This window comes from Paenibacillus sp. UNC451MF (assembly GCF_000686845.1).
GTDB lineage: Bacteria > Bacillota > Bacilli > Paenibacillales > NBRC-103111 > Paenibacillus_S.
On sequence record NZ_JMLS01000023.1, the window covers coordinates 70,014 to 91,934 of the forward strand.

A 21,921-nucleotide genomic window follows, 5' to 3' on the forward strand; every position below is an offset into this window, starting at 1 on the left:
ATTTCCATGGAGGTGTTACGGTAAGTGGCAACAGCAGCAGCGACAGTAAATTCGCGCACATTACGATTGACTCAGCCTTATACCGTTCAAGAGCTGTTCATCGAACGAGGGGTAAGGGAGGGATTTGTAGTCGTTGAACCGACGATCGCAAGCATATGTCATGCCGATCTTCGCTACTTCGGAGGTCAAAGAAAGCCGGAAGTTTTGGCGAGAAAATTACCCATGGCTTTGCTTCATGAGGGTATAGGGACTGTCGTTGGAAGCAATTCGCAGCAGTTTACTCAAGGTCAGAGAGTGGTTATCGTTCCTTATGTTCCGGGTTATCTTCTTCGAGGTCTGCAGCCAGAACAATGCTGCCCGGCATGCCGGGGAGAGATTGAAGATAATTATTGCTCTAACAGTGAGTTTCTAGGGAGTGGCACGGATGGGATAGCTCAAAGCAGATTGGTGCTTCCAGAGCAATGCTTAATCCCTATTCCCGATGACGTGTCTGATGAAATTGCTGTATTGGCAGAGCTGTGCAGCGTTTCATACCGGGCGCTTAGAGGGGTCAGGCATTTGTTGGATAAGGCAAAAGTTGCTGTATTCGGGGATGGACCCGTTGGTTATCTAACCGCAGCGATGCTTCACCACGCATATAAGATCAACAGCGATCGCTTGACTGTATTTGGAGCCATACGAGAAAAGCTGGACGAATTTTCATTTGCTGAAACGAGAATGGTGCAGAGCTATGATTTTGCTGCCGGTGACAAGGTAGATATTGTAGTGGAGTGCACGGGAGGCCGTTTTAGCGAAAGTGCTATCAATCAAGGGATCAGCATTCTGAAGCCGGGAGGTCATCTCATTGCGATGGGGGTGAGCGAGGACCTTGTTCCAATTAACACGCGTGACATACTGGAAAAAGGCATAACGATGCATGGGAGCAGTAGAAGCTCAGACAAAGATTTCCGAGAAGTACTCCATGTGATGGAGCAAGCGGATTGTCAAGCAACGTTAAGGCGGTTAGTGCCCGACCAATTCACCGTAGTGAGCAAAGCAGACGACCTAGCTGGCGCAATGGAATCTGCTCTGGCTCACAGGGACTGGAAAAAAACTTATCTCGACTTTCACTGGTGACACAGTGAAAGTCGTGTAAAAATTGTACTACAGAAACAAGATGAAGTAAACCGAGCACCATGTGCAGACAGGAAAGTAAATCATGTTATGAAAGCGCAATCATTAAGGTTTCGTAAATATTGTCCAAATCAAATCAAGGGGGGATAAGGTTGGCATCGATGGAATGTGCGTTTCATTATTTCGGTGTTGCAAGCAGAAGGAGGTCGACAGCATGAATACCAAAAAACTATGGGAAACCACAGTCCGCCCTTATGTCATGATTGCACCGGCTATGATCGGTATTATCTTGTTTGTCCTTTATCCGGTATTGTATTTGGTCAAGTTAAGCTTTTATAAATACAATTTGCTGAATAAGGACAAAAGCAAGTTCATCGGACTCGATAACTTTATCGAGATTTTCTCTCGAGAGGACTTCTACCAATCTCTGCTAAATACCGTTATTTATACGGTTGGAGTCGTTTTCCTAACCATGTCCTTATCCTTGCTTATCGCTGTTTGCCTGAAGCGAAAGTCGCGTATTAACGAAATTGTGCAGGCCGGTATTTTTACCCCCCACATTATTTCTATCGTATCGGTTGCCCTAGTATGGATGTGGCTTATGGAGCCAAGCCACGGGGTACTCAATTTTATTTTAAAGTCGGCAGGTCTGCCTTCCATGCCTTGGCTTCAAAGCTCCAGCACCTCTTTGTTTTCGGTCATTATTGTCTCGGTATGGCAAAATATCGGCTACTATACGCTGATTATTGTCGCCGCCCTTCACGGGGTCAATCCTCAAATTTATGAGGCGGCTGAACTAGATAACGCCAGCAAGGCTCATGTTTTTTTCAAAATCACGCTACCGCTTATATCTCCACAGCTGTTCTTTATTCTAGTTATTATGACGATCGGCTCATTCAAGGTATTTGACACTGTAAAAATTATGACCGGAGGCGGTCCGAACGGTTCAACGACTACGCTTGTTTATTACATATACGAGTTCCGGTCCAACAGTATAGGATATGCTTCGGCAACCGGAGTCGTATTGATGGCGATTATCGCCGTTCTCACCTTCATCTACTTTAGAGTGCTGTCCAAGAAGGTTCATTATCAATAAGTCTTATATATGTTCAAACGACGCGCAACAAGGAGGTGCTTAACGGGTGCTTGCACAACGAGAAAAGAGTGTAGAAGCAGCTCAAGCTTACAGCATTCGTTCAATGACAGCAGCCAAATCGGCCAAACGGTCTATAAGCTTTTTGCTGAAATTGCTCGTGCTTATGACGTTTATTTTCCCTTTTTTATGGATGATTTCGACCGCTCTACAGACGCTTGAGGAGACGCTGACGTTTCCTCCGACCTGGGTTCCATCCGTTCCTCAATGGATCAACTTTGTTAAGGCAATGAGTGCGGGACCGTTCGCGACCTATGCGAAGAACTCGGTTATTATTACGCTATCCATTATCGTTTTGCAATCGGCTGTTATGATTCCGGCGGCCTATGCTTTTGCCAAGTACAAGTTCAAAGGAAATACGCTCATGTTCGGAATGGTTCTTCTGGCGTTTATGATTCCAGGTCAAGTTACCTTCATCCCTGTATATTTGATGCTGGCGGATGCAGGACTCATTAAGTCGCTGCTTCCTCAAATTATTCCGTTCATGTCGAACGCCTTCGGCATCTTCTTACTTCGGCAATATTTTATGCAGATCCCTCAAGAGCTCATAGAAGCGGCCAGACTGGACAATGCGAGCGAGCTTCATATAATGCGCTCTATTATGATCCCTATGTCGATGCCTGCACTGGCCACAATTGCGCTGTTCAGCTTCGTCAGCCATTGGAACGATTACTTCTGGCCTCTGGTTATGACGGATTCGGCCTCTGTTCGCCCACTTACTATGGGGATCGCTATGCTAAGAGAGACAGAAGGAATTAGCAATTGGCATATTATTATGGCTGGCAACGTAGTTCTAGTCGTTCCAATCCTCATTGTGTATTCGTTTGCTTCCAAGCAAATTGTTAAAGCTTTTGTACATTCGGGCATCAAATAAAAAATGGATAAAAAGAAGGGGATATTCCGATGAAAAAAAGGCTTCCAGCAATCGTAATGGCAACGGCAATGACTACCGGCCTGCTTGCAGGATGTTCGGGAAACCAAACGGAGCAAGCTACTACGAATCCTTCAGGCTCAACCGCTGGAGGGAAAACTACCGTACAGTTCTGGCATTCACTAGGCGGGAAGAATGGAGATTACATTAACGAGCTGATCAAACGCTTTAACGAAACCCATGACAAGATCGAAGTGGTAGGCACGTTTCAAGGCTCTTATGATGAGACGGTAACGAAGCTTCAGCAATCTGTCGCTGCAAAAACAGGACCGGACGTGACGATGCTTGAGCGCGCTTATGTTCAAATGTTTGCGGACGCGGATGTATTAGAGGACTTGACGCCCTATATGAAAAAATCGCAGCTATCCACCGATGATTTCCCACAGGGACTCATGGGACACTCCACTTTTAATAAAAAGCTTGTTTCCTTGCCGTTCAATCGTTCTACTCCGATTCTACACGTTAATAAGACGATGCTGGATGAGAAGGGCCTGGCGATTCCAAAAACATGGGATGAACTTAAGAAAGTGGCGAATGCCCTGGTCATTAAGGAAAATGGGGAATACAAGCGCTATGGCGTCAGCATGCCATATGATACCTGGTACCCTATAGCGATGATTTCCCAAGCAAAGGGTAAATTTTATAACGATGCCGGCACTTCCATTGGCTTTACGAACGGGGAAGGGGTCAAAACGTTCAAGTATCTAAAGGATTTGCAAAGTACGGGTGCACTTTATTATCCTCCGGCTCAGGACTCCGGCAATATCGTCAATCAGATGTTCACAAGCGGAAAGATCGGCATAATGTACCAGTCCACAGGCGTGATCGGAAGCTTAAAGGACAATGTCAAATTTGAGTATGTGACGGCTTACCTGCCAATGGATCAAGTGTATGCCACTCCAACCGGCGGGGCGAACCTCGCATTGATGTCTGGCTCCGCAAATAAAAATGCAGCTTGGGAATTTATGAATTGGGCAATGACCGATCCGAAGGGCGGTCTGCAGTTTATTCTGGATTCCGGATACTTGCCGTTTACTAAGAAAATGGCGGATTCACAGCAAATGAAGGCGTTGTGGGAAAAAGAACCAAACCGCAAGGTAGCCTACGATCAGCTGCAATACGCAGTCGATACGAATAAGCACGTAGCTTGGCCGCAGGATATGCAGGAGTTCTTTAAAGCCATTCAAGCCATTATGTATGACAATAAAGATATCGAAAGCACACTCGACACGTTCAAGAAGGAAACCGAACGAATTCTCAAGAAATAAACATAAAGAATGGAAAGGAACGTTTATGAAAATGATATCTAATCTTCAAAATAACCAATCGATCATCGTCGCAGGCCATAGGGGCTGGAAATCGGAGTACCCGGAAAATACGCTGCTTTCTTTTCGGAAAGCGATCGAATTGGGTGTCGATATGCTGGAGTTCGATCTGCGTTTCTCCAAGGATAAAGTGGTCATGGTCATCCACGACGCGACTGTGGACCGGACGACTAACGGTTCCGGGAAGGTGAGCGATTTTACATCAGCGGAGCTGAAGCAATTGGATGCTGGAGGCTGGTTCGGTAAGGTGTATGAAGGACTTAAGATTCCTACTTTTGAGGAATTTTGTGATTTGATGAAATTGTATCCGGATGTTCTCCTTAATGTAGAGATCAAGCCCAGCCCAGATGCCAAAGAAGTGGCCGATGCTGCCATTGCGATTCTTAGCCGTTACGAGTATCTTCCGAGATGTGTGTTTACTTGCTTCGATGCCGAGGTGCTCGCTTACATTCATGATAAATACGAGCTAAAAACGCAGGGATTTCCCGGCGAGCTTATGTCTAACTACGTTGCTGGAGCTGAAGGCACCTTGTCCAAAATGTGGGCGGTAGGAATCAGCATGAAGCTGCTGACCCCGCAGCGGGTCCAGGAATATGAACAGCAGGGAATTCTCCCGTGGTGTTATTGTCCTGATACGGAGCAGCAGGTGTTCTATGCGATAGGCACAGGCTCCTTGCTTATGACGGTTAACAACCCGCAGCCGGCATTGCAAATCCGTCAGCAACTGAAGCGTTAGGATAGCCAAAGCTTGCGCTAATCAGGTATACTAGATTTCGTTAGCAAACGTTACCAATGATAGGATTAGCGTCTAAATGCAGAGGAGGCCCTAACGGATGAGCAATATCGGAGTATGGGAAAATGCGGAGCCGGGCGTTAAACGTAAAATTTTCGCGCCAGGTCAAACGATTATGATGATGGAAGTCCACTTTGAGCAAAATGCAGAAGGGTATCAGCATAGCCACCCTCATGAGCAGCTGTCTTACTGTCTTAAAGGAAAGCTTGAATTTACTATCGACGGAGAAGTACACGTGATTTCGCAAGGAGAGACGATCTTCATTCCTAGCGGAGCCAAGCACGGCTGCAGAGCGCTTGAGCCAAGCGCATTGCTGGATTCGTTCACTCCGGTACGCGAGGATCTGGTGAAGCGTTAATAATCTTTATCTTTGCTAGTTTACTAGATGGATAATAGACAAAAAGACCGTTTGTACCTGCCATGCGGCAGCTGCAAACGGTCTTTTTATGGACCCGACTAAATGTCGGTGAAATTAATGACTCCAACTACTTGAGACAGGAAATTGGTCAGCTCTACGGCTTCCTCTTCCGTAATTTTGTATACATGCTCCAAGTAGCCTTCTTCCTCCAAATCGTCGGGTCCAATGACCGCAGTCCGTCCGGATTGCAAGTCGGTTACGAGCTTTTTACCAAAGAAACGGTTCGTATTGGTAATGGCCAAATCAAAGCGGCGCATCGATTCGCCAACGAAGCAAACAAAACGTGTCGTTGTATCCTCGCTAGAATCATATAAGTAATCCAAATCTGACATGTAAGCGTCACCCCGTTCTCGCATTTCAATCGAATTGTATTCTGTATTATACATGAAGAATCGCTTGCGGGCAAAAGGCAAACATAATATTTCGCATAAGAACATTTTACATTTTCATTTCTGTGCAAACATGATAGAATTTAAAGAATGATAGAACGACGAAAGTCTGTTTACTAGCCAAAACTAACCTAGGAGGTCACACCAGATATGTCTAAACCGAAAATGAGAAGCGACATGATTAAAAAAGGCTTTGACCGTGCCCCTCATCGCAGCTTGCTGCGTGCAGCCGGTGTTAAAGAAGAAGATTTTGACAAGCCGTTCATCGCGGTTTGTAACTCTTATATCGATATCGTTCCAGGTCACGTTCACCTGCAGGAATTCGGTAAAATCGTTAAAGAAGCTATCCGCGAAGCGGGCGGCGTTCCTTTCGAGTTTAATACCATCGGCGTGGATGACGGTATCGCCATGGGACACATCGGCATGCGCTACTCGCTGCCAAGCCGCGAGATCATTGCAGATTCACTTGAAACTGTAGTATCCGCACACTGGTTTGACGGTATGGTATGTATCCCTAACTGTGACAAAATTACACCAGGGATGATGATGGGCGCACTTCGCGTGAACATTCCTACTATGTTCGTCAGCGGCGGACCGATGAAAGCCGGCAGAACAAGCGATGGCCGTGCGATCTCCTTGACCTCCGTATTTGAAGGCGTTGGTGCTTTCCAAGTTGGTAAAATCGATGAGAAAAGCTTGCTCGAGCTTGAGCAATATGGATGTCCGACATGTGGTTCATGTTCAGGTATGTTCACAGCCAACTCTATGAACTGCTTGGCAGAAGGTCTTGGTCTTGCACTTCCTGGTAACGGAACGATTCTTGCGATCTCTCCAGAACGTAAAGAATTCGTTAAACGCTCCGCTACTCAATTGATGGAGCTTATCAAACAAGATATTAAACCTCGTGATATCGTCACTATCGAAGCTATCGACAATGCTTTCGCATTGGATATGGCTATGGGCGGTTCTACGAATACGGTTCTTCATACTTTGGCTTTGGCTCATGAAGCAGGATTTGAATATCCAATCGAGCGTATCAATGAAATCGCTAACCGTGTACCTCACTTGGCGAAAATTGCTCCGGCTTCCGATTATCATATCGAAGACGTGCACAACGCAGGCGGCGTGAGCGCGATCATCAACGAGCTATTGAAAAAGCCGGGCGCTCTGAACGGCGACTGTATCACGGTAACAGGCAAAACCCTTCGTGAAAACGTAGCGGGCTGTGAAATTGCAGACAAAGACGTTATCCATCCGTTGGATAACCCGCACTCCGAACGCGGTGGCTTGGCTGTATTGTTCGGTAATCTGGCTCCTAAGGGCTCCATCATTAAAGTGGGCGCCGTTGACAAATCGGTTGGCGGCTATCACAAAGGTCCTGCTATCTGCTTTGATTCCCAAGAGGATGCTCTTTATGGTATCGCTAACGGCCATGTAAAAGAAGGACATGTTGTCGTTATCCGCTATGAAGGTCCTAAGGGTGGCCCAGGTATGCCGGAAATGCTGGCTCCTACTTCCCAAATCGTGGGTATGGGTCTTGGCGCGAAGGTTGGTCTGATCACAGACGGCCGTTTCTCCGGCGCATCCCGTGGTATCAGCATCGGTCACATTTCTCCAGAAGCTGCTGAAGGCGGACCTATCGCATTCGTAGAAAACGGTGATATTATCGAGCTGGATTTGGAAAACCGTACGATTCAACTGCAAATTTCGGACGAAGAATTCGAAAAACGCAGATCCAACTGGAAAGGCTTCGAGCCGAAAGTAACTACAGGCTACCTGGCTCGTTATTCCAAGCTCGTTACAAATGCAAGCACAGGCGGAGTTATGAAGGTTTAATTTCATAGCGCAGCTTAAGTAAATGAAGGCAGAGAGGAACTTTTCGTTCCTCCTGCCTTTTTTTGCAGCTATTCCTCTGGTACTCCATGCTCTTCATCGCCGTCAATGTATGAATGAGTTGGATGAGAGCCAGGGTAGTCTCTGGAGATACCAGCATGAAGCTCGCGGTTCTCGTACGTAAACCGATTCTGCGGACGTTGGTCAATACGCCAGGGAGAGCTTTTTTCTGTAGTAGCTTCGTGCAGGTTTGCCCCATAAGGACCCTCTGGAAACTCCTCAGCAGTAAGATCGTTTCTTTGCGATTCAACGGTCTTGAGATCCGTATATTTATGCCGATCCTCTTTGAGGAAGCCGTCTTTTTGATCATCGGTATGACTCATAAACGTAAATCACCTTCCTTGCTGTGATAGTTGCTTATATTAGAATGCCCTTTATCCAACAGCGGCTATGCGGATTGCTTTGAGTGACAGTTTATGATAAAATAGGAATAATTTCAAATCGTTGAGGAAGCACCTCTCTTACCATGTGTCATGTGTAGGAGGGGTGCTTTTTTGCGTTTGAATACGAAAAAAGGAGGGGTTTGTATGAAGCTGTTGTTTTTGAACAGTATGGAGAAGCAAGTAGGAGAGGGGCGCGCTCGAAGCGCTCAGGTTTCGGTGGGAGAGAGCAAGGGGCGTTGGTTTTCGGGATGGCAGGAAACGAAAGAGGATGGGAAGCTGGTTCAAGAAACCTGGTATGAAGGGACGAGCTGGGACGAACTGCAAGCTTCGATTCGCAGGCATCTCATTATGAAGCAGCATGACGGGTTTAAGCCGATGCTGAGGGCGGGTTTGTTTGCTGAAGCGGCGCCTGTTAGCAGCAAATCCGAGTACGCACAGCTCTTGCATTATTACAGCGAAGAGAATTCCGATGAGAAGCTCTATGAAGAGCTGCGGCAATGGCGGCTCAAGCAGGCGAGCAAGGAAGGCAAATCCCCATTTCTCGTCGCAACCAACCGTCTTCTGCGAATGATATGCGCTTATTTGCCACAAACACCGGAAGAGTTGAATCAGCTCCCTGGCTTCGGACCTAATAAAGCGGCAATGTATGGTGCTGAGTTGATTCAATTTACTCAAAATTGTACTAGGACAACTTCATTCCCTCTCGATTGGGTCGAAGCGCAGGTTAATCTCGTAGAGTTCCATGAATGGAAGCAGCGAGAGAAAGAACGAAGAGACCAGGCGGAACAAAATAAAAGAGAGCTTAAGAGCAAGCTCCTTGAAGCGATTTCCCGCGGTGATAGCCTGGAGTTGATTCAGGATGAAACGAAATTACAACGAAGAGACTTAGCAATGTGGATTGAAGAGCTAGATCGCGAGGGGTATGATTTGGATTCCTACATTGAGGCTGTGCTTCAAGGGGTACCCGATGAGGAGCTTCAATTAGCGTGGGATGCATTTGAGCTTCAGGGAGATCGCTTTTTGAAGCCTGTGCTTCAAACGCTTTATAAACAGGACGAGCTTGATACCAAGCAGATTGATACCATCTATGAGTGGCTCCGACTGCTCCGGATTAAGTTTAGACGTATTCAAAATAGTAAAACAACAGCGGCTGCTGGTTAAGTAGTAGCGCAGATGCTGAAAGCGGGGAAGTCGGGTTGGTTCCGAAATTATTAAAGAGAAACTTGGCCTCCCCGCTGCCTAAATAAACTTGAATACTCGCGGCATATAGGATTATTTAACCACCAGCACAGGAATTTGGGCATGCTGTACAATTTCATAACTCACACTGCCTAGAAGAAGTTCTTTGAACGTGCCAAGCCCGCGGCTTCCGACAATGATAAGATCGAATAGATTGGCTTCGGCATAGTCAAGAATCATCTGAGCGGGGGCTCCGCCTTCCAGCAGAGTTGTTGTAGCTAATCCAAGATACGCGATCCGCTGCCTTGCTTCGTCAAGCACTGCTTCTGCAGCATCATGCAGCTCGTCTTGCACTGCAGCGGAGCTGGTGATAAAAGCATCGCCGACGACGATATTATTCAATTGGGCTACATGGACAATTTCCAATATGGAATCCGGAAGCAAGATCTTCATTTCCATCGCTTGCTCTAAGGCATTTTTTGCCGTTTCCGAGCCGTCATAGGCTAATAAAATTTTGCCGAACATAACCAATCACCTCAACCTTCCTGTAATGCTTACTATTACACGCCAAGCCATTGTGGTGAAACAGGAACAAAAAAATCTTGCCCCAGCAGCTTTAGCAGCCAAGGCAAGATTTTGAGGTTACAGCCAATTTTTTTTGCGAAATAATACAAACATAGATATCCCTATGATGAACATAAAAATGACAGCAGCTACTCCGCCATATTCCCAATGAATGCCGGGGATATGCTCGAAATTCATCCCATAAATACCGGTAATGAAAGTCAATGGCATGAATATCGTCGTTAAGGCAGTAAAAATGCGCATAATTTCGTTGGCGCGATTTGATAGGCTGGATTGGTAAGCCTCACGTAAGTTGCCCATCAGATCCCGGAATGTATCGAACGTTTCCGAAATTTTTACGGCATTTTCATAGATATCTCCAAAATATTTTTTGAGCGGATCGCTGATCAGGCGAAGCTCTTTTTTATTAAGCGTATTGATTACTTCTTTTTGCGGTACGAGCACTTTCTTAAGCCATAATATTTCGCTTCGAAGACCGATAATCTCATTGAGATGCGATTTTTTCGTGTTCATGAGGATATCCTCTTCGAGCTTCTCTATCTTCGCTTCGATCCGGTCACCGACATTCGTATAATTATCGACGACAAGGTCGATCAAATGATATAAGAAGCGGTCGGGTGCAGTAACTTCCTCTTCCCACAGCACCGGCTTCAAAACACGCAGCTCGTTAATTTTTTGCCTCGTAACCGTAATAATGTAATGTTTGCCGAGAAATATATTCAAGGCTCTCAGGAAAATTTCTTCATCATCGAACCGGATGCTATTGACCACAATAAAATAATGCGTGTCGTACAGCTCGATCTTTGGCCGCTGCTCTTCCTCAGTTAAACAGTCTTCCACCGCTAATTCGTGAAGATGAAATAAAGGCTGTAAAATAGTCAAATCATCAACGTCGGCATCGATCCAATAAAAACCGTGCTCCGGCGGTTCCATCGTTTGGGTAATATCCTCAATTAAAGTAAAAATGCCGTCCTGAACCAAACGTGCTTTCATCTGCTCCACCCCTTCACATGGCTTGCTAAAGGCCTACCCTAGATATGTAACCATAAGGGCAGCCTTAAATCGGCTCGTGAGGAAATACAAACGGAAGAAACGTCGTTGATTCGTACGGACGGCACCTTCACCAGTAAATGAATTTATGGTTAAAGATAAGCTTGATCGCTGTGCATATGAATAAGCAAAGGAGAAGCCGGCGCATTGAAATCAACGGCGTAAGCCGTCGGCATTCCAAACGAAATATTCGGTTGTAGTTGAACGCAGATACTACTCCTCGGGTCTCCGTCCATTTGTTTGGTGCACCCCTTTGCTAGTGTTGTCGAATTACTTGTCTAGTATAACTGTTCATTTGTTATGCTTCAAGGTGAAATCGATCGATTTTTGTTGTTTTCACTCTATATTACAGTATGCGATTTAAGGACATTGGTGCTTGATAGGGGAAGGGTTTTCCATCGCTGGATATTATTTTAACGTCTTGACGATAAAGTCGTTTTCGTATACAGTATGACTATAAACAACTTCATATCTAAGTTTCAAACTCTTATCAAGAGCAGGTGGAGGGACTAGCCCGATGATACCCGGCAACCGACAGACCTTTCGGCATTCTCGCTATAAGCGGGAATGGAAGGAATGCACGGTGCTAAATCTTGCGGAAGCGTATGGCTTCTGAGAGATGAGAGAGGACATTGTTAAATTGACAAGGCCTTTCTCGTGCGCGCGAAAAAGGCCTTTTTTAGTGCCTTTTTGCAGGAGTTTGCTTCCAAAAAATGAACACCTACAAAAAAGGAGTGACTGACCAATGCCTATTAAAATTCCTGATCATTTGCCTGCAAGAGAAATTTTGCTGAACGAAAACATTTTCGTCATGGATGAAACGGTGGCTTTCCACCAAGATATTCGTCCGTTACGAATTGCTATATTAAACTTGATGCCAACCAAGGAAACAACAGAGACTCAAATATTGCGTCTTATCGGCAATACGCCGCTGCAAGTGGAATTCGTGCTGCTGCATCCGAGGACGCATACGTCCAAGAACACTTCCGCAGAGCATCTGGAGCAATTTTACAAAACCTTTGATGATGTGCGTAACGAAAGATTCGACGGTCTCATCATTACAGGTGCTCCGGTAGAGCAGCTTGACTTTGAAGAAGTGAACTACTGGGAAGAGCTGACGCAAATTATGGAGTGGAGCAAAGAGAATGTGACATCGACCCTGCATATATGCTGGGCTGCTCAAGCCGGCTTGTATCACCACTTCGATGTTCCTAAATATCCTTTGGAGCAAAAGATGTTCGGCGTGTTTACTCATCTCGTGAACACCCACAACGTGAAACTGCTTCGCGGCTTTGACGAAATGTTCTTTGTTCCTCAATCCCGTCATACGGAAGTACGCAGAGAAGATATTGAAAATCATCCTGAGCTCGAAATCTTGTCCGAATCTCCGGAAGCGGGAGTGTATATCGTCGGGACGAAGGACGGCAAGCAAATTTTTGTAACCGGACATTCGGAATATGATGCGTGTACACTGAAATATGAGTATGACCGTGACGTGAACAAAGGTATGGATGTGGCGGTACCGAAAAATTATTATCCGAAAGATGATCCGACCCAACCGCCGCTCGTATCCTGGAGAGCGCACGCGAACCTGTTGTTTTCCAACTGGTTGAACTACTATGTTTACCAAGAGACGCCGTTTGATCTGCACAAGGAGGAGTACTGTATATGAACGAAAACAAGAAGTTACAAATAGAGAGCCGATTGGCACAAATCGGTTCGCAAGAGGAGCCGGTAACCGGAGCGGTCAGCTTTCCGATCTACCAATCCACGGCTTTCCGTCATCCGAAGCTTGGTCAAAGCACCGGCTTTGATTATGCCCGTACAAAAAGCCCTACACGCAAGGTGTTAGAGGATGCTATTGCAGGTCTAGAGTCCGGCGATGCCGGATTCGCCTGCAGCTCCGGTATGGCTGCACTGCAAACGATTTTTGCGCTGTTCAGTCAAGGCGATCATTTGATCGTTTCGCTTGATCTGTATGGCGGGACTTACCGTTTGCTGGAGAAGATCATGTCGCGTTTTGGTGTAACCGCAACATATGTGGACACGAATGATCTGGATGCACTCGAGTCCAACTACCGCTCTAATACGAAAGCTGTGTTGATCGAAACCCCGACGAACCCGCTGATGATGATTACCGATCTGGAGCTTGTTTGCGGCTGGGCCAACAAAAAAGGCATTTTGTCTATCGTAGACAATACGCTGCTGACACCATTTTTCCAACGTCCGATCGAACTCGGAGCCGATATCGTCATTCATAGCGCCACCAAATATTTGGGAGGACATAACGATGTCCTCGCAGGTTTGATTGTTACCAAGGGTAAAGAGCTGTCGGAGCAAATGGCATTTTTGCATAACTCCATTGGAGCTGTATTGAATCCGCAGGACAGCTGGCTGTTGATGCGCGGCATGAAAACATTGGCGATTCGCATGGAGCGCCATCAATATAATGCAACGAAAGTCGCTGAGTTCTTGTTGAATCACCCTCAAGTGGAATCCGTATACTATCCTGCATTGGAAAGTCATCCGGGCCACGAGATTCAGAAGAAGCAATCGTCGGGTAATACCGGTATTTTCTCCTTCAAAATGAAGGATGCCCGTTATATTGAGCCGATCCTACGCCATATTCAACTGATTGCTTTTGCTGAAAGCTTGGGTGGGGTTGAGTCATTGATGACCTATCCTGCGGTTCAGACGCATGCGGATATTCCAGAAGAGATTCGTCGTCAAGTAGGTGTTGACGACCGTTTGCTTCGATATTCGGTAGGGATCGAGCATGTAGATGATCTGATCGCGGATCTGTCGAGAGCTATTGATTTAGCGCAAGAGGAAATTGAGGGGGCTTAAAGCTGGAATGGCCGGGAATAACAACAAGAGCCCACACGCGAATCGACAATTTGCAACGAAGCTGATTCATTTCGGAGCAGAGATTGATCCAAGAACGGGCGCCTCAAGTGTACCCATTTATCAAGCTTCTACCTTTCATCAGTTTTCTCTGGATGAGCCTCAGGAGTATAATTATTCCCGCTGGGGGAATCCGACACGTCAAGCGCTGGAGGATTATATCGCTCTCCTGGAGGGCGGTACCCATGGTTTTGCTTTCGCTTCAGGAATGGCGGCCATATCGGCGGCTTTCATGCTGCTGTCTGCCGGGGATCATGTCATTTGTACAGAGGACGTCTACGGCGGAACGTATCGACTTCTGAACTCGATCATGACTCGGATGAACATAGAAACTACATTTGTCGATATGACCGATCTTGATCAACTGAAGGCGGCACATAAGCCGAATACGAAGGTTGTCTACTTGGAGACCCCGTCAAATCCGACGCTAAAGATTACCAATATTGCTCAAGTTACAGCTTGGGCTAAGAAGCAGGGCCTTCTGACGATACTCGACAATACGTTCATGACCCCATATCACCAGCGCCCAATCGAATTCGGAGTCGATATCGTATTACACAGTGCGACCAAATTTTTGGGAGGCCATAGTGACGTAACGGCTGGCTTGGCTGTTGTAGCTGACGATACTCTTGGAAACCAGCTGATGCAGGTGCAGAACGTGCTTGGAACGATTCTAGGAGTATACGATTGCTGGCTGCTGATGCGCGGCATGAAGACGCTGCAGACACGGATGGAAGCGCATGAAATCAGTGCAAGGCGTCTTGCTGACTGGCTTTCTTCTCATCCATTCGTAGACAAGGTGTACTACCCTGGACTGCCGAATCACCCAGGTCGAGAGATCCATGAGAAGCAATCCAAAGGCTATGGAGCCGTCGTTTCCTTCGACGTAGGCTCGGAAGAGCGCGCCAAGCAGGTGCTTGGCAAAGTACAAATACCGCTCGTTGCTGTTAGCTTGGGAGCTGTTGAGAGTATCTTGTCATATCCCGCTTTGATGTCTCACGCGGCGATGCCTAGGGAAGTGCGGCTCGAAAGAGGCATTACCGACGGCCTTGTTCGCTACTCCGTTGGCTTAGAGAACATAGATGATATTATCGAAGATTTGGACCAAGCTTTGCGCGATTAATAAATATAGGAAAGCCGGTTAGATGCCTTACGCATTTGACCGGTTTTTTTGTGTTTGAAGCCGGTATAGCAACGGTTGACAGCATATTTCGACAAGGGTAGTTCTAAAGCATTATTTTGGGCCAATAGCCTCTTTCCTAGGACATTATGTCTATTCAACGTTAGGGTCTCATGTTATGATGGTTCAAAAAGGTGCTCGCAGGTAGAGGGGGAAAAAAATGCCGTCGCTTTTTATCAATATGTGGAAACAACGATTCAAAATGCTTTCCTATTTACCCTTCTCCAACCGTTCCCTGAAATATTTTCCTCCTGAGTTTATATTACGCGATCCCGTTACCTCGATGGTAAAGCAGCAGCGTCTCCAAGGTAAGGGCTGCAATTTGATCTTGTTTCATATGGAGGATGTTCATCAGCTATTCTCAACGTACTCTTATTCAAGCATTCAAAAGCTGCAGCAGCAAATCAATGATACGATAATGGACATGCTGCCGCAGTACTTTAAGCATCAGGATATAATCGGCATTAAACGATTCGGTCATGAAGATATTTGCTTGTTTGTGAAGCAGCAGCCAAGCTTTTCCTATGATACCCTTCAACAAAAAGGGCAGCAGTTGTGCGCGGAGCTGCAAGCCAGCTTGCGTATGCCAGGCTTTGCCAAGCAAGAGAGCTCTTTTTCCTTCCAATCCGGCTGTTATATGATGGGTCCTGAAATGGAGAATATCGAAGTAGCGATTCAATTCGCCTATCGGTATGCTTTGTCTATTGCTACAAAGAGGCTGCCTGTTCATTTCTCCCAATCAAGGCAACAGCTAATTGATATAATAGAGACGGAGAATATTTCCGTATTAGCCCAACCAATTATGAATTTAACGAGCGGAGACATCTTTGGATGGGAAATATTGACCCGCGGTCCACAAAATACTCCTTTTCACAGCCCTGCCGAGCTGTTTGATTTTGCTTATCAGGCGGATGTGCTGTCTAAAATGGAGTTTTTGGTCATGAAAAAAGCTTTCGAGGAAATGTCTAAACGAAGCATCAAGGAACAAGTGTTTATTAATATAACGCCTGTGACGTTATCTCATCCGTTATTGCTGGAGCAATTGCTGATGCTTCTAAAAGAGCATCCTTCGGTGGCTCCGTCCCAGATCGTACTAGAAATAACGGAGCGGCATGCAATTCGAGATTTTAATTTCATGGGAGCGTTGATGGCCAAATACCGTTCTCTTGGCTTCCGATTCGCCGTAGACGATGCGGGTGCAGGTTATTCCAGCCTTCAATCGATCACAGAGCTCATTCCCGACATCATCAAAATTGACAAGTCCGTCATTCAAAATATCGATCAAATGACCGTGAAGCAATCCCTGCTTCGCTCGCTCATGCATTTTGCCGAAAACATTAATTGTCAGGTTATTGCAGAGGGCGTAGAACGCGAAGAGGAAGCGGAGATGCTGTACGATTTGAAGGTGCAAATGGGACAAGGCTTCTACTTTGCAAGACCGGAGCCTTTGGCGGCAGACCAGGAACGAGTGCAGCGGTTCGATCTGCTAAAAGCAAAAATTCAACGCAGCCGCCAAGCGAACATGGTGCTGGTATAATTGCCAAAAGTGTGTCAGGAGATTGTCGGAGCGGGGAGAAGCCTCGATCTGCCAGTCTCTTTTTTAATGACTAGGCCCTCGGTTTGTGGTACGATTATTGTAAAGTTTTTTCGTATGCAAAATATTTTTTGTCATTAGCTAGCAAAAAGGAGTGAGCACAGGATGAGTTCAATCGACCGCATCCTCGATAGTGCGCTGGCCGGAAACCGAATCAGTCTTGAAGACTGTATTCAATTATATGAATCGGATCAGATTGAAAAGATGGGCCATGTCGCAAATCAAATTATGTTGAGGCATCATCCGGACCCGATCACAACCTTTGTTATCGGTCGCAATATTAATTATACGAACATATGTGATGTGTACTGCCGTTTTTGCGCATTTTACCGTGCGCCAGGCTCTAGTGAAGGCTATGTGCTTCCAGATGAGACCATCTTCCAGAAAATCCAGGAGACACTGGACGTTAACGGTACAGAAATTCTCATGCAGGGAGGAACGAATCCGAACCTTCCTTTTACGTATTATACGAATTTGCTTCGCGAGATTAAGAAGCGCTTTGATATTACGATGCACTCTTTCTCTCCTGCCGAGATATTGAAGATGAAAGAAATGTCTGGCGGTTTAACGCTCGAAGAGGTTATGAGAGAGCTGAACATGGCTGGATTAGATTCTCTTCCGGGAGGCGGAGGCGAAATCCTAGATGACCGTACAAGACGCAAGATCAGCCGTTTAAAAGGCTCCTGGCGGGATTGGATGGACGTTATGCAGATGGCTCATAAGATCGGCATGTCCACCACTGCCACGATGGTTATCGGCTTCGGAGAATCGATGGAAGAGCGCGCGCTGCACTTGCTTCGCGTTCGTGATGCTCAAGACGAATGTATTGCGAACAAGTATAATTCGCCTGGATTTTTGGCATTTATTTCTTGGACGTTCCAGCCGGATAACACGAATCTGAAGGCCGACAAACTCGGACCTCAGGATTATCTGAAGAACGTTGCCATTAGCCGCATTATGCTGGACAATATTCCTCACTTCCAATCCTCGTGGGTTACGATGGGTCCGGAGGTCGGCAAGCAGTCGCTCCATTTTGGCTGCAACGACTTCGGCAGCACCATGATCGAGGAAAACGTCGTTTCCGCGGCAGGAACGACACACAAGGTCAACATCGGCTCGACGCTGCAAATCATCCGCGAAGCCGGCAAAATCCCGGCACAGCGAAATACACGCTACGAAATCCTGCGTGTGTTTGACAATGAGGAAGATAAGGTTGACAACGACTTTGTAATGCAGAACTAATAAGCTCCAGATCCTGTGAAGATACCTCTTTCGCAGGGTCTTTTTTCTATGTTTAAAATTTGTTGTTGCTATCTTTTGAGAAAAAGGGCATTATAAACACGAGTAAAGGACAACGGGGGAGTACACATGAGCAAGCAGTACGAGATGAATACAGTATTAGTTACGGCTTATGCCAAGGCACCTCAAGGCAGCGCAATGTATGAGGTTTATAAGCATGCAGGAATCATATTGGAGATTGATCCCAGCGATGACACCATTGTAGATGTTGAGTTTACTTTTATAACGGATTTGGCGAAAGATTTCATTCGGCGGCTGTTGGTCGGCTATTCATTATCTAACGGGATTGAAGATTTGATCAAGCGAATCGAGTCTCATTACCTTACACCTTCGACGAATTCCGTGATTGTCGCTTTAAAAGCAGCGAACAAACGTTACTTTGAGAAAAAACATTTGACGAATTCTGTCGAATAGGCGTATAATGAAACCGTAATCAAAAAAGAATACTGAAGTCTTCGAAGAGCATATTCTTAATGATGAAATTAAACATTTCATATTAATTTAAGAAAACCTAGCTTTTCCAAAACGACGATAAGAGATTTTTATTTTCTTATTTCTTTTGGTAAGCCTAGGTTTTTTTTGTTTTCATTTTTATTTTGTAAAGGTGATGATCTGATGGAAAATCATGTTTCGATCATTGGTGCAGGGACAATGGGAAGCGGAATCGCCCAATTGCTTGCCAGTCGAAATGTAAACGTTCTCTTGGTTGATCAGAATGAGGATGCATTACAGCGAGCCCTGGGGAGAATCAGAGAACAGCTTCATTCTCTACAAGAAGATGTCGATCAGGTTATTTCTCGAATCCAGTTATCGACCGATATTCAGAGCGTTCAGGACTCATGGCTAATAATTGAAGCCGTTCCGGAGAACCTAAGCTTGAAGCAGCACATTTTCAAACAGTTAGAAAGCGTTTGCAGTTCTGAAGCGATTCTTGCAACCAACACCTCCGGGCTTCCTGTAAGCGACATAGCTGCTGCTTTGAATTATCCGGGCCGATTGATCGGTATGCATTTCTTCATGCCGGCTCACGTCGTTCCTCTGGTAGAAGTCATTAAGGGAACCGCAACCGAAGCTCATACAGCAGAGAAGGTTATGGAGTTTCTTAAACAGATGGGTAAGAAGCCCGTTCTGGTCCATAAAGAGCTTCCGGGATTCATCGGTAACCGCATTCAGCATGCGCTTGCAAGGGAGGCTATATCCCTTCTAGAAAAAGGCGTGGCTTCGGCTGAAGATATCGACACTGTGGTCAGATACAGCTTGGGTATCAGGCTGCTGTTCACAGGACCCTTGGAGCAAAGGGACTGGAACGGTCTCGATGTCCATTGCCATATTGCTTCTTACTTATACGAGGACTTGGAAAATCGGACAGAACCGTCCCCGCTTCTAACAAATAAAGTAGAGCAGGGTAACTTAGGAGTGAAAACAGGGAAAGGCTTTTATGATTGGCAGGATAAAGATGTCCCTTCCATCAGCCAGAACAAAAATCGTCAGCTGCTTGAATTGATCAAGTGGTTAGATACAAAGGAAAATTAGGGAGGTCTTTTTGTGGAAAAATTGACTCGCTTTTTTACCAATCTGATGAAAAAATACTTGCCTGACCCGTTCGTATTCGCCATCGGATTAACCCTATTGACGATCATCCTTGCGATTGTGGTTCAAGGGCAAGGCTTGACGGAGGCAACCTCCAACTGGGGGAAAGGCTTCTGGAACTTGCTCGCCTTCACTACGCAGATGGCCGTCATACTGGCAATGGGCTACGTTCTGGCAAGAGCGCCATTGGTAGATCGTCTTCTAAACAAAATTGTCAGCCGCATTCATACTCCTAGAGGGGCCATCATCGTCGCAACGCTCGTCGGCGGAGTCGGCAGCTATTTAAACTGGGGCTTCGGACTAGTCATTGGCGGTATTATAGCAAAGAAATTGGCTGTAAAAGTAAAAGGCGTCCATTACCCGCTCATCATTGCATCCGCTTACAGCGGTTTTACGCTTTACGGTCTCGGGCTTTCCGCCAGTATTCCGGTGCTTATTTCTACAGCAGGGCATCCTTTGGAAAAAGCGATGGGTGTCATTCCGCTTAATCAAACTATTTTTTCAGTGCCGATGCTTATTACGACTTTGATTGTTATTATTTCGCTGCCGCTCTTAAATGCTTGGCTGCATCCTAAAAAGCAAGAGAACATAGTAGAAATTCTTCCTGAGCTAAGAGAAGAGGAGAGCGTAGTCGAAAAAGTGGCTGTCGAAGAGCCTACGCTTGCTAACAAATTAAACAACAGCCGTATTCTTTCGTTTCTGATTGTTATTGTTGCAGCCATTTTCATTTTTCAAGATATTAGACAAGGCGGATCATTCGACCTGAACCGTATCAACTTTATTATTCTTTTCTTAGGTATTCTTCTTCTCGGTACGCCTGCCAAATATGTGGCTACGTTGAATGAAGGAATCAAATCGATTTCAGGTATTTTTCTGCAATATCCTTTTTATGCAGGTATCATGGCCATTATGGCTGGTTCCGGGCTGGTTGAAACTTTGGCGCACTGGTTCGTGCAATTTTCAACTGAGCATACATTGCCGTTCTTCGGACTTGTCAGCTCCTTTGTTATCAACTTCTTTGCTCCATCTGCAGGCGGACACTGGGTAGTTCAAGGTCCGTTCATGATCGATGCGGCCAAACAATTAGGGGCTTCGATCAGCCAAACATCGATGTCTGTCATGCTTGGTAACGCATGGAATGATCTGGTGCAGCCGTTCTGGATTTTGCCGGCGCTTGCTCTCTCCAACTTGAAGCTGAAAGACGTTATGGGCTATACGGTCGTAATGATGATCTGGATCGGCATTGTGTATTCCGGTGCGGTATTGATTTGGGGCTATATCGGTTAAAATAACTTCCTGGAGGTAACTATCATGAAAATTGTAGACTTATCCGTACTCTTATATGATGGCTTGACATCGTTCCCATCTCATCCTAAAGTGGTCATCATGGATCATGTTACTCATGATTTTTCCAAGCCTAGATATGTGGCTCCCTGTGAGGGCTACGCCAGTAAGATTTTTATGATGTCTGACCATGGCGGAACTCACGTCGATGCCCCTTATCACTTTTTCAAAGATGGCTTGACCATCGAACAGATTCCAATTGATGCTACAATGGGGAATGCGCACGTTGTTGATGTTTCTTTTAAAGACCCTAGCGAACCGGTTACCCGTGAAATGATCGAGAAGGTAGTCGAGGAGAAAGGGTTGGATATTAAAGAAGGCGACATCGTCTTGTTCCGCTGTTGGCCAGGTGAATGGAATGGCCCCGGGTTCCATGATTGCAAGGCTCTTGCCGCCTCGGTCGGAGAGTGGGTTGTTGAGAAGAAGCTGAAAGCGATTGGATTAGATTTGGCCAATGCTGACATCAACGACAACATGAAGCGCGATGTGCATCTTGCGTTACTGAGCCGCAATATCTTGATTATCGAAAATGTGGTCAACCTGGACAAGCTGAGCAAAAACAGCTTCTACTTTATGGGGACACCTCTTAATATGAAGGGATTATCCGGATCGCCGATTCGCGCTATCGCAATTGAAGAATGGTAAGAAGCACTGCATTTTAATTAAATAATTCATTAATGATATGGAGAGATGAACTTTCATGGTGAGGACGGTTTACCCCGTTCTCACATAAATGAAACAGCCCAGCCTTTCCAAAAGATAAGCGTATGCTTAGTTCTTTTGGAGATGCTGGGCTTT

The 21,921-nt window shown here is 45.9% G+C and carries 21 protein-coding genes and 1 riboswitch; of the genes, 17 read left to right on the forward strand and 4 right to left on the reverse strand.

Translation table 11 applies throughout. From position 1 onward, the window contains the following. Nucleotides 1-24 precede the first annotated feature (24 nt). From BP97_RS0122445 to BP97_RS0122470, 6 genes are all read left to right on the forward strand, one after another. Nucleotides 25-1,116, forward strand: coding sequence for an alcohol dehydrogenase catalytic domain-containing protein (locus tag BP97_RS0122445; protein WP_028551126.1), 1,092 nt, complete (start codon nt 25-27; stop codon nt 1,114-1,116). Nucleotides 1,117-1,327: 211 nt separating this feature from the next. Further along, complete coding sequence (locus tag BP97_RS0122450; protein WP_028551127.1) at nt 1,328-2,209, forward strand: carbohydrate ABC transporter permease; 882 nt, start codon at nt 1,328-1,330, stop codon at nt 2,207-2,209. A gap of 103 nt (nt 2,210-2,312) precedes the next feature. Beyond that, entirely contained in the window at nt 2,313-3,140 is an 828-nt protein-coding gene (locus tag BP97_RS0122455; RefSeq protein ID WP_028551128.1) for a carbohydrate ABC transporter permease, read from the forward strand. A gap of 29 nt (nt 3,141-3,169) precedes the next feature. Further along, entirely contained in the window at nt 3,170-4,465 is a 1,296-nt protein-coding gene (locus tag BP97_RS0122460; RefSeq protein ID WP_028551129.1) for an ABC transporter substrate-binding protein, read from the forward strand. Nucleotides 4,466-4,490: 25 nt separating this feature from the next. After that, nucleotides 4,491-5,258, forward strand: coding sequence for a glycerophosphodiester phosphodiesterase family protein (locus BP97_RS0122465; protein WP_156043283.1), 768 nt, complete (start codon nt 4,491-4,493; stop codon nt 5,256-5,258). A 97-nt stretch (nt 5,259-5,355) separates the two neighbouring features. Then, a complete protein-coding gene (locus tag BP97_RS0122470) occupies nt 5,356-5,673 on the forward strand; it encodes a cupin domain-containing protein (RefSeq protein WP_028551131.1) in 318 nt (105 codons plus the stop codon). 98 nt (nt 5,674-5,771) lie between these two features. Here BP97_RS0122470 and BP97_RS0122475 read toward each other — a convergent pair whose 3' ends face one another. Continuing rightward, entirely contained in the window at nt 5,772-6,065 is a 294-nt protein-coding gene (locus BP97_RS0122475) for a DUF3055 domain-containing protein (protein WP_028551132.1), read from the reverse strand. 207 nt (nt 6,066-6,272) lie between these two features. Between BP97_RS0122475 and ilvD the strand changes: the two genes are divergently transcribed. Next, nucleotides 6,273-7,958 carry a dihydroxy-acid dehydratase gene (gene ilvD / locus BP97_RS0122480; protein WP_028551133.1) on the forward strand — a complete coding sequence of 562 codons (1,686 nt, stop codon included), beginning with the start codon at nt 6,273-6,275 and terminating at the stop codon, nt 7,956-7,958. Nucleotides 7,959-8,026: 68 nt separating this feature from the next. On the opposite strand, the gene BP97_RS0122485 is transcribed toward ilvD, so the two are convergent. Continuing rightward, nucleotides 8,027-8,338 (reverse strand): hypothetical protein, encoded by a 312-nt coding sequence (locus tag BP97_RS0122485; protein ID WP_028551134.1) that lies wholly within the window; start codon nt 8,336-8,338, stop codon nt 8,027-8,029. A gap of 204 nt (nt 8,339-8,542) precedes the next feature. Here BP97_RS0122485 and BP97_RS0122490 point away from each other — a divergent pair, with 204 nt between their 5' ends. After that, nucleotides 8,543-9,559: an HRDC domain-containing protein gene (locus tag BP97_RS0122490; RefSeq protein WP_028551135.1), complete on the forward strand. Its 1,017-nt coding sequence runs from the start codon at nt 8,543-8,545 to the stop codon at nt 9,557-9,559. A 111-nt stretch (nt 9,560-9,670) separates the two neighbouring features. Here BP97_RS0122490 and BP97_RS0122495 read toward each other — a convergent pair whose 3' ends face one another. Both BP97_RS0122495 and corA read right to left on the reverse strand, forming a co-directional pair. After that, nucleotides 9,671-10,102, reverse strand: coding sequence for a universal stress protein (locus BP97_RS0122495; RefSeq protein ID WP_036746368.1), 432 nt, complete (start codon nt 10,100-10,102; stop codon nt 9,671-9,673). Between the two features lie 117 nt (nt 10,103-10,219). Further along, on the reverse strand, nt 10,220-11,155 hold the full coding sequence (corA, locus tag BP97_RS0122500; RefSeq protein WP_028551137.1) for a magnesium/cobalt transporter CorA: 936 nt from the start codon (nt 11,153-11,155) through the stop codon (nt 10,220-10,222). A gap of 541 nt (nt 11,156-11,696) precedes the next feature. Then, a riboswitch (SAM riboswitch) is annotated at nt 11,697-11,838 on the forward strand. Between the two features lie 119 nt (nt 11,839-11,957). Between corA and metA the strand changes: the two genes are divergently transcribed. The 9 genes from metA (at nt 11,958) to BP97_RS39060 (ending at nt 21,768) form a co-directional block, all read left to right on the forward strand. Continuing rightward, entirely contained in the window at nt 11,958-12,884 is a 927-nt protein-coding gene (metA, locus tag BP97_RS0122515) for a homoserine O-acetyltransferase MetA (protein WP_028551138.1), read from the forward strand. Then, nucleotides 12,881-14,059: an aminotransferase class I/II-fold pyridoxal phosphate-dependent enzyme gene (locus BP97_RS0122520; RefSeq protein ID WP_028551139.1), complete on the forward strand. Its 1,179-nt coding sequence runs from the start codon at nt 12,881-12,883 to the stop codon at nt 14,057-14,059. The genes metA and BP97_RS0122520 overlap by 4 nt, the downstream gene beginning before the upstream one ends. A 7-nt stretch (nt 14,060-14,066) precedes the next feature. Then, nucleotides 14,067-15,239: a trans-sulfuration enzyme family protein gene (locus tag BP97_RS0122525; protein ID WP_028551140.1), complete on the forward strand. Its 1,173-nt coding sequence runs from the start codon at nt 14,067-14,069 to the stop codon at nt 15,237-15,239. Between the two features lie 217 nt (nt 15,240-15,456). Continuing rightward, nucleotides 15,457-16,833: an EAL domain-containing protein gene (locus BP97_RS39055; RefSeq protein WP_028551141.1), complete on the forward strand. Its 1,377-nt coding sequence runs from the start codon at nt 15,457-15,459 to the stop codon at nt 16,831-16,833. Between the two features lie 162 nt (nt 16,834-16,995). Then, nucleotides 16,996-18,132: a cyclic dehypoxanthinyl futalosine synthase gene (mqnC, locus tag BP97_RS0122535; RefSeq protein ID WP_028551142.1), complete on the forward strand. Its 1,137-nt coding sequence runs from the start codon at nt 16,996-16,998 to the stop codon at nt 18,130-18,132. 126 nt (nt 18,133-18,258) lie between these two features. After that, a complete protein-coding gene (locus tag BP97_RS0122540; protein ID WP_028551143.1) occupies nt 18,259-18,603 on the forward strand; it encodes a DUF3870 domain-containing protein in 345 nt (114 codons plus the stop codon). Between the two features lie 201 nt (nt 18,604-18,804). After that, nucleotides 18,805-19,722, forward strand: coding sequence for a 3-hydroxyacyl-CoA dehydrogenase NAD-binding domain-containing protein (locus BP97_RS0122545; protein WP_028551144.1), 918 nt, complete (start codon nt 18,805-18,807; stop codon nt 19,720-19,722). A gap of 12 nt (nt 19,723-19,734) precedes the next feature. After that, on the forward strand, nt 19,735-21,066 hold the full coding sequence (locus BP97_RS0122550; RefSeq protein WP_028551145.1) for a short-chain fatty acid transporter: 1,332 nt from the start codon (nt 19,735-19,737) through the stop codon (nt 21,064-21,066). 24 nt (nt 21,067-21,090) lie between these two features. Further along, on the forward strand, nt 21,091-21,768 hold the full coding sequence (locus BP97_RS39060; RefSeq protein ID WP_028551146.1) for a cyclase family protein: 678 nt from the start codon (nt 21,091-21,093) through the stop codon (nt 21,766-21,768). Nucleotides 21,769-21,921 lie beyond the last annotated feature (153 nt).

Excerpts from the sequence above, each read along its gene's own strand:
- BP97_RS0122470 (WP_028551131.1), top strand. The coding sequence starts at position 5,356 with ATGAGCAATATCGGAGTATGGGAAAATGCGGAGCCGGGCGTTAAACGT.
- BP97_RS0122525 (WP_028551140.1), top strand. The coding sequence starts at position 14,067 with ATGGCCGGGAATAACAACAAGAGCCCACACGCGAATCGACAATTTGCA.
- BP97_RS0122520 (WP_028551139.1), top strand. The coding sequence starts at position 12,881 with ATGAACGAAAACAAGAAGTTACAAATAGAGAGCCGATTGGCACAAATC.
- BP97_RS0122545 (WP_028551144.1), top strand. The coding sequence starts at position 18,805 with ATGGAAAATCATGTTTCGATCATTGGTGCAGGGACAATGGGAAGCGGA.
- BP97_RS0122455 (WP_028551128.1), top strand. The coding sequence starts at position 2,313 with ATGACAGCAGCCAAATCGGCCAAACGGTCTATAAGCTTTTTGCTGAAA.
- BP97_RS0122495 (WP_036746368.1), bottom strand. The coding sequence starts at position 10,102 with ATGTTCGGCAAAATTTTATTAGCCTATGACGGCTCGGAAACGGCAAAA.
- BP97_RS0122465 (WP_156043283.1), top strand. The coding sequence starts at position 4,491 with ATGAAAATGATATCTAATCTTCAAAATAACCAATCGATCATCGTCGCA.
- BP97_RS0122460 (WP_028551129.1), top strand. The coding sequence starts at position 3,170 with ATGAAAAAAAGGCTTCCAGCAATCGTAATGGCAACGGCAATGACTACC.
- BP97_RS0122485 (WP_028551134.1), bottom strand. The coding sequence starts at position 8,338 with ATGAGTCATACCGATGATCAAAAAGACGGCTTCCTCAAAGAGGATCGG.
- corA (WP_028551137.1), bottom strand. The coding sequence starts at position 11,155 with ATGAAAGCACGTTTGGTTCAGGACGGCATTTTTACTTTAATTGAGGAT.
- BP97_RS0122490 (WP_028551135.1), top strand. The coding sequence starts at position 8,543 with ATGAAGCTGTTGTTTTTGAACAGTATGGAGAAGCAAGTAGGAGAGGGG.
- BP97_RS0122475 (WP_028551132.1), bottom strand. The coding sequence starts at position 6,065 with ATGTCAGATTTGGATTACTTATATGATTCTAGCGAGGATACAACGACA.
- ilvD (WP_028551133.1), top strand. The coding sequence starts at position 6,273 with ATGTCTAAACCGAAAATGAGAAGCGACATGATTAAAAAAGGCTTTGAC.
- mqnC (WP_028551142.1), top strand. The coding sequence starts at position 16,996 with ATGAGTTCAATCGACCGCATCCTCGATAGTGCGCTGGCCGGAAACCGA.
- metA (WP_028551138.1), top strand. The coding sequence starts at position 11,958 with ATGCCTATTAAAATTCCTGATCATTTGCCTGCAAGAGAAATTTTGCTG.
- BP97_RS0122540 (WP_028551143.1), top strand. The coding sequence starts at position 18,259 with ATGAGCAAGCAGTACGAGATGAATACAGTATTAGTTACGGCTTATGCC.
- BP97_RS39055 (WP_028551141.1), top strand. The coding sequence starts at position 15,457 with ATGCCGTCGCTTTTTATCAATATGTGGAAACAACGATTCAAAATGCTT.
- BP97_RS0122450 (WP_028551127.1), top strand. The coding sequence starts at position 1,328 with ATGAATACCAAAAAACTATGGGAAACCACAGTCCGCCCTTATGTCATG.
- BP97_RS39060 (WP_028551146.1), top strand. The coding sequence starts at position 21,091 with ATGAAAATTGTAGACTTATCCGTACTCTTATATGATGGCTTGACATCG.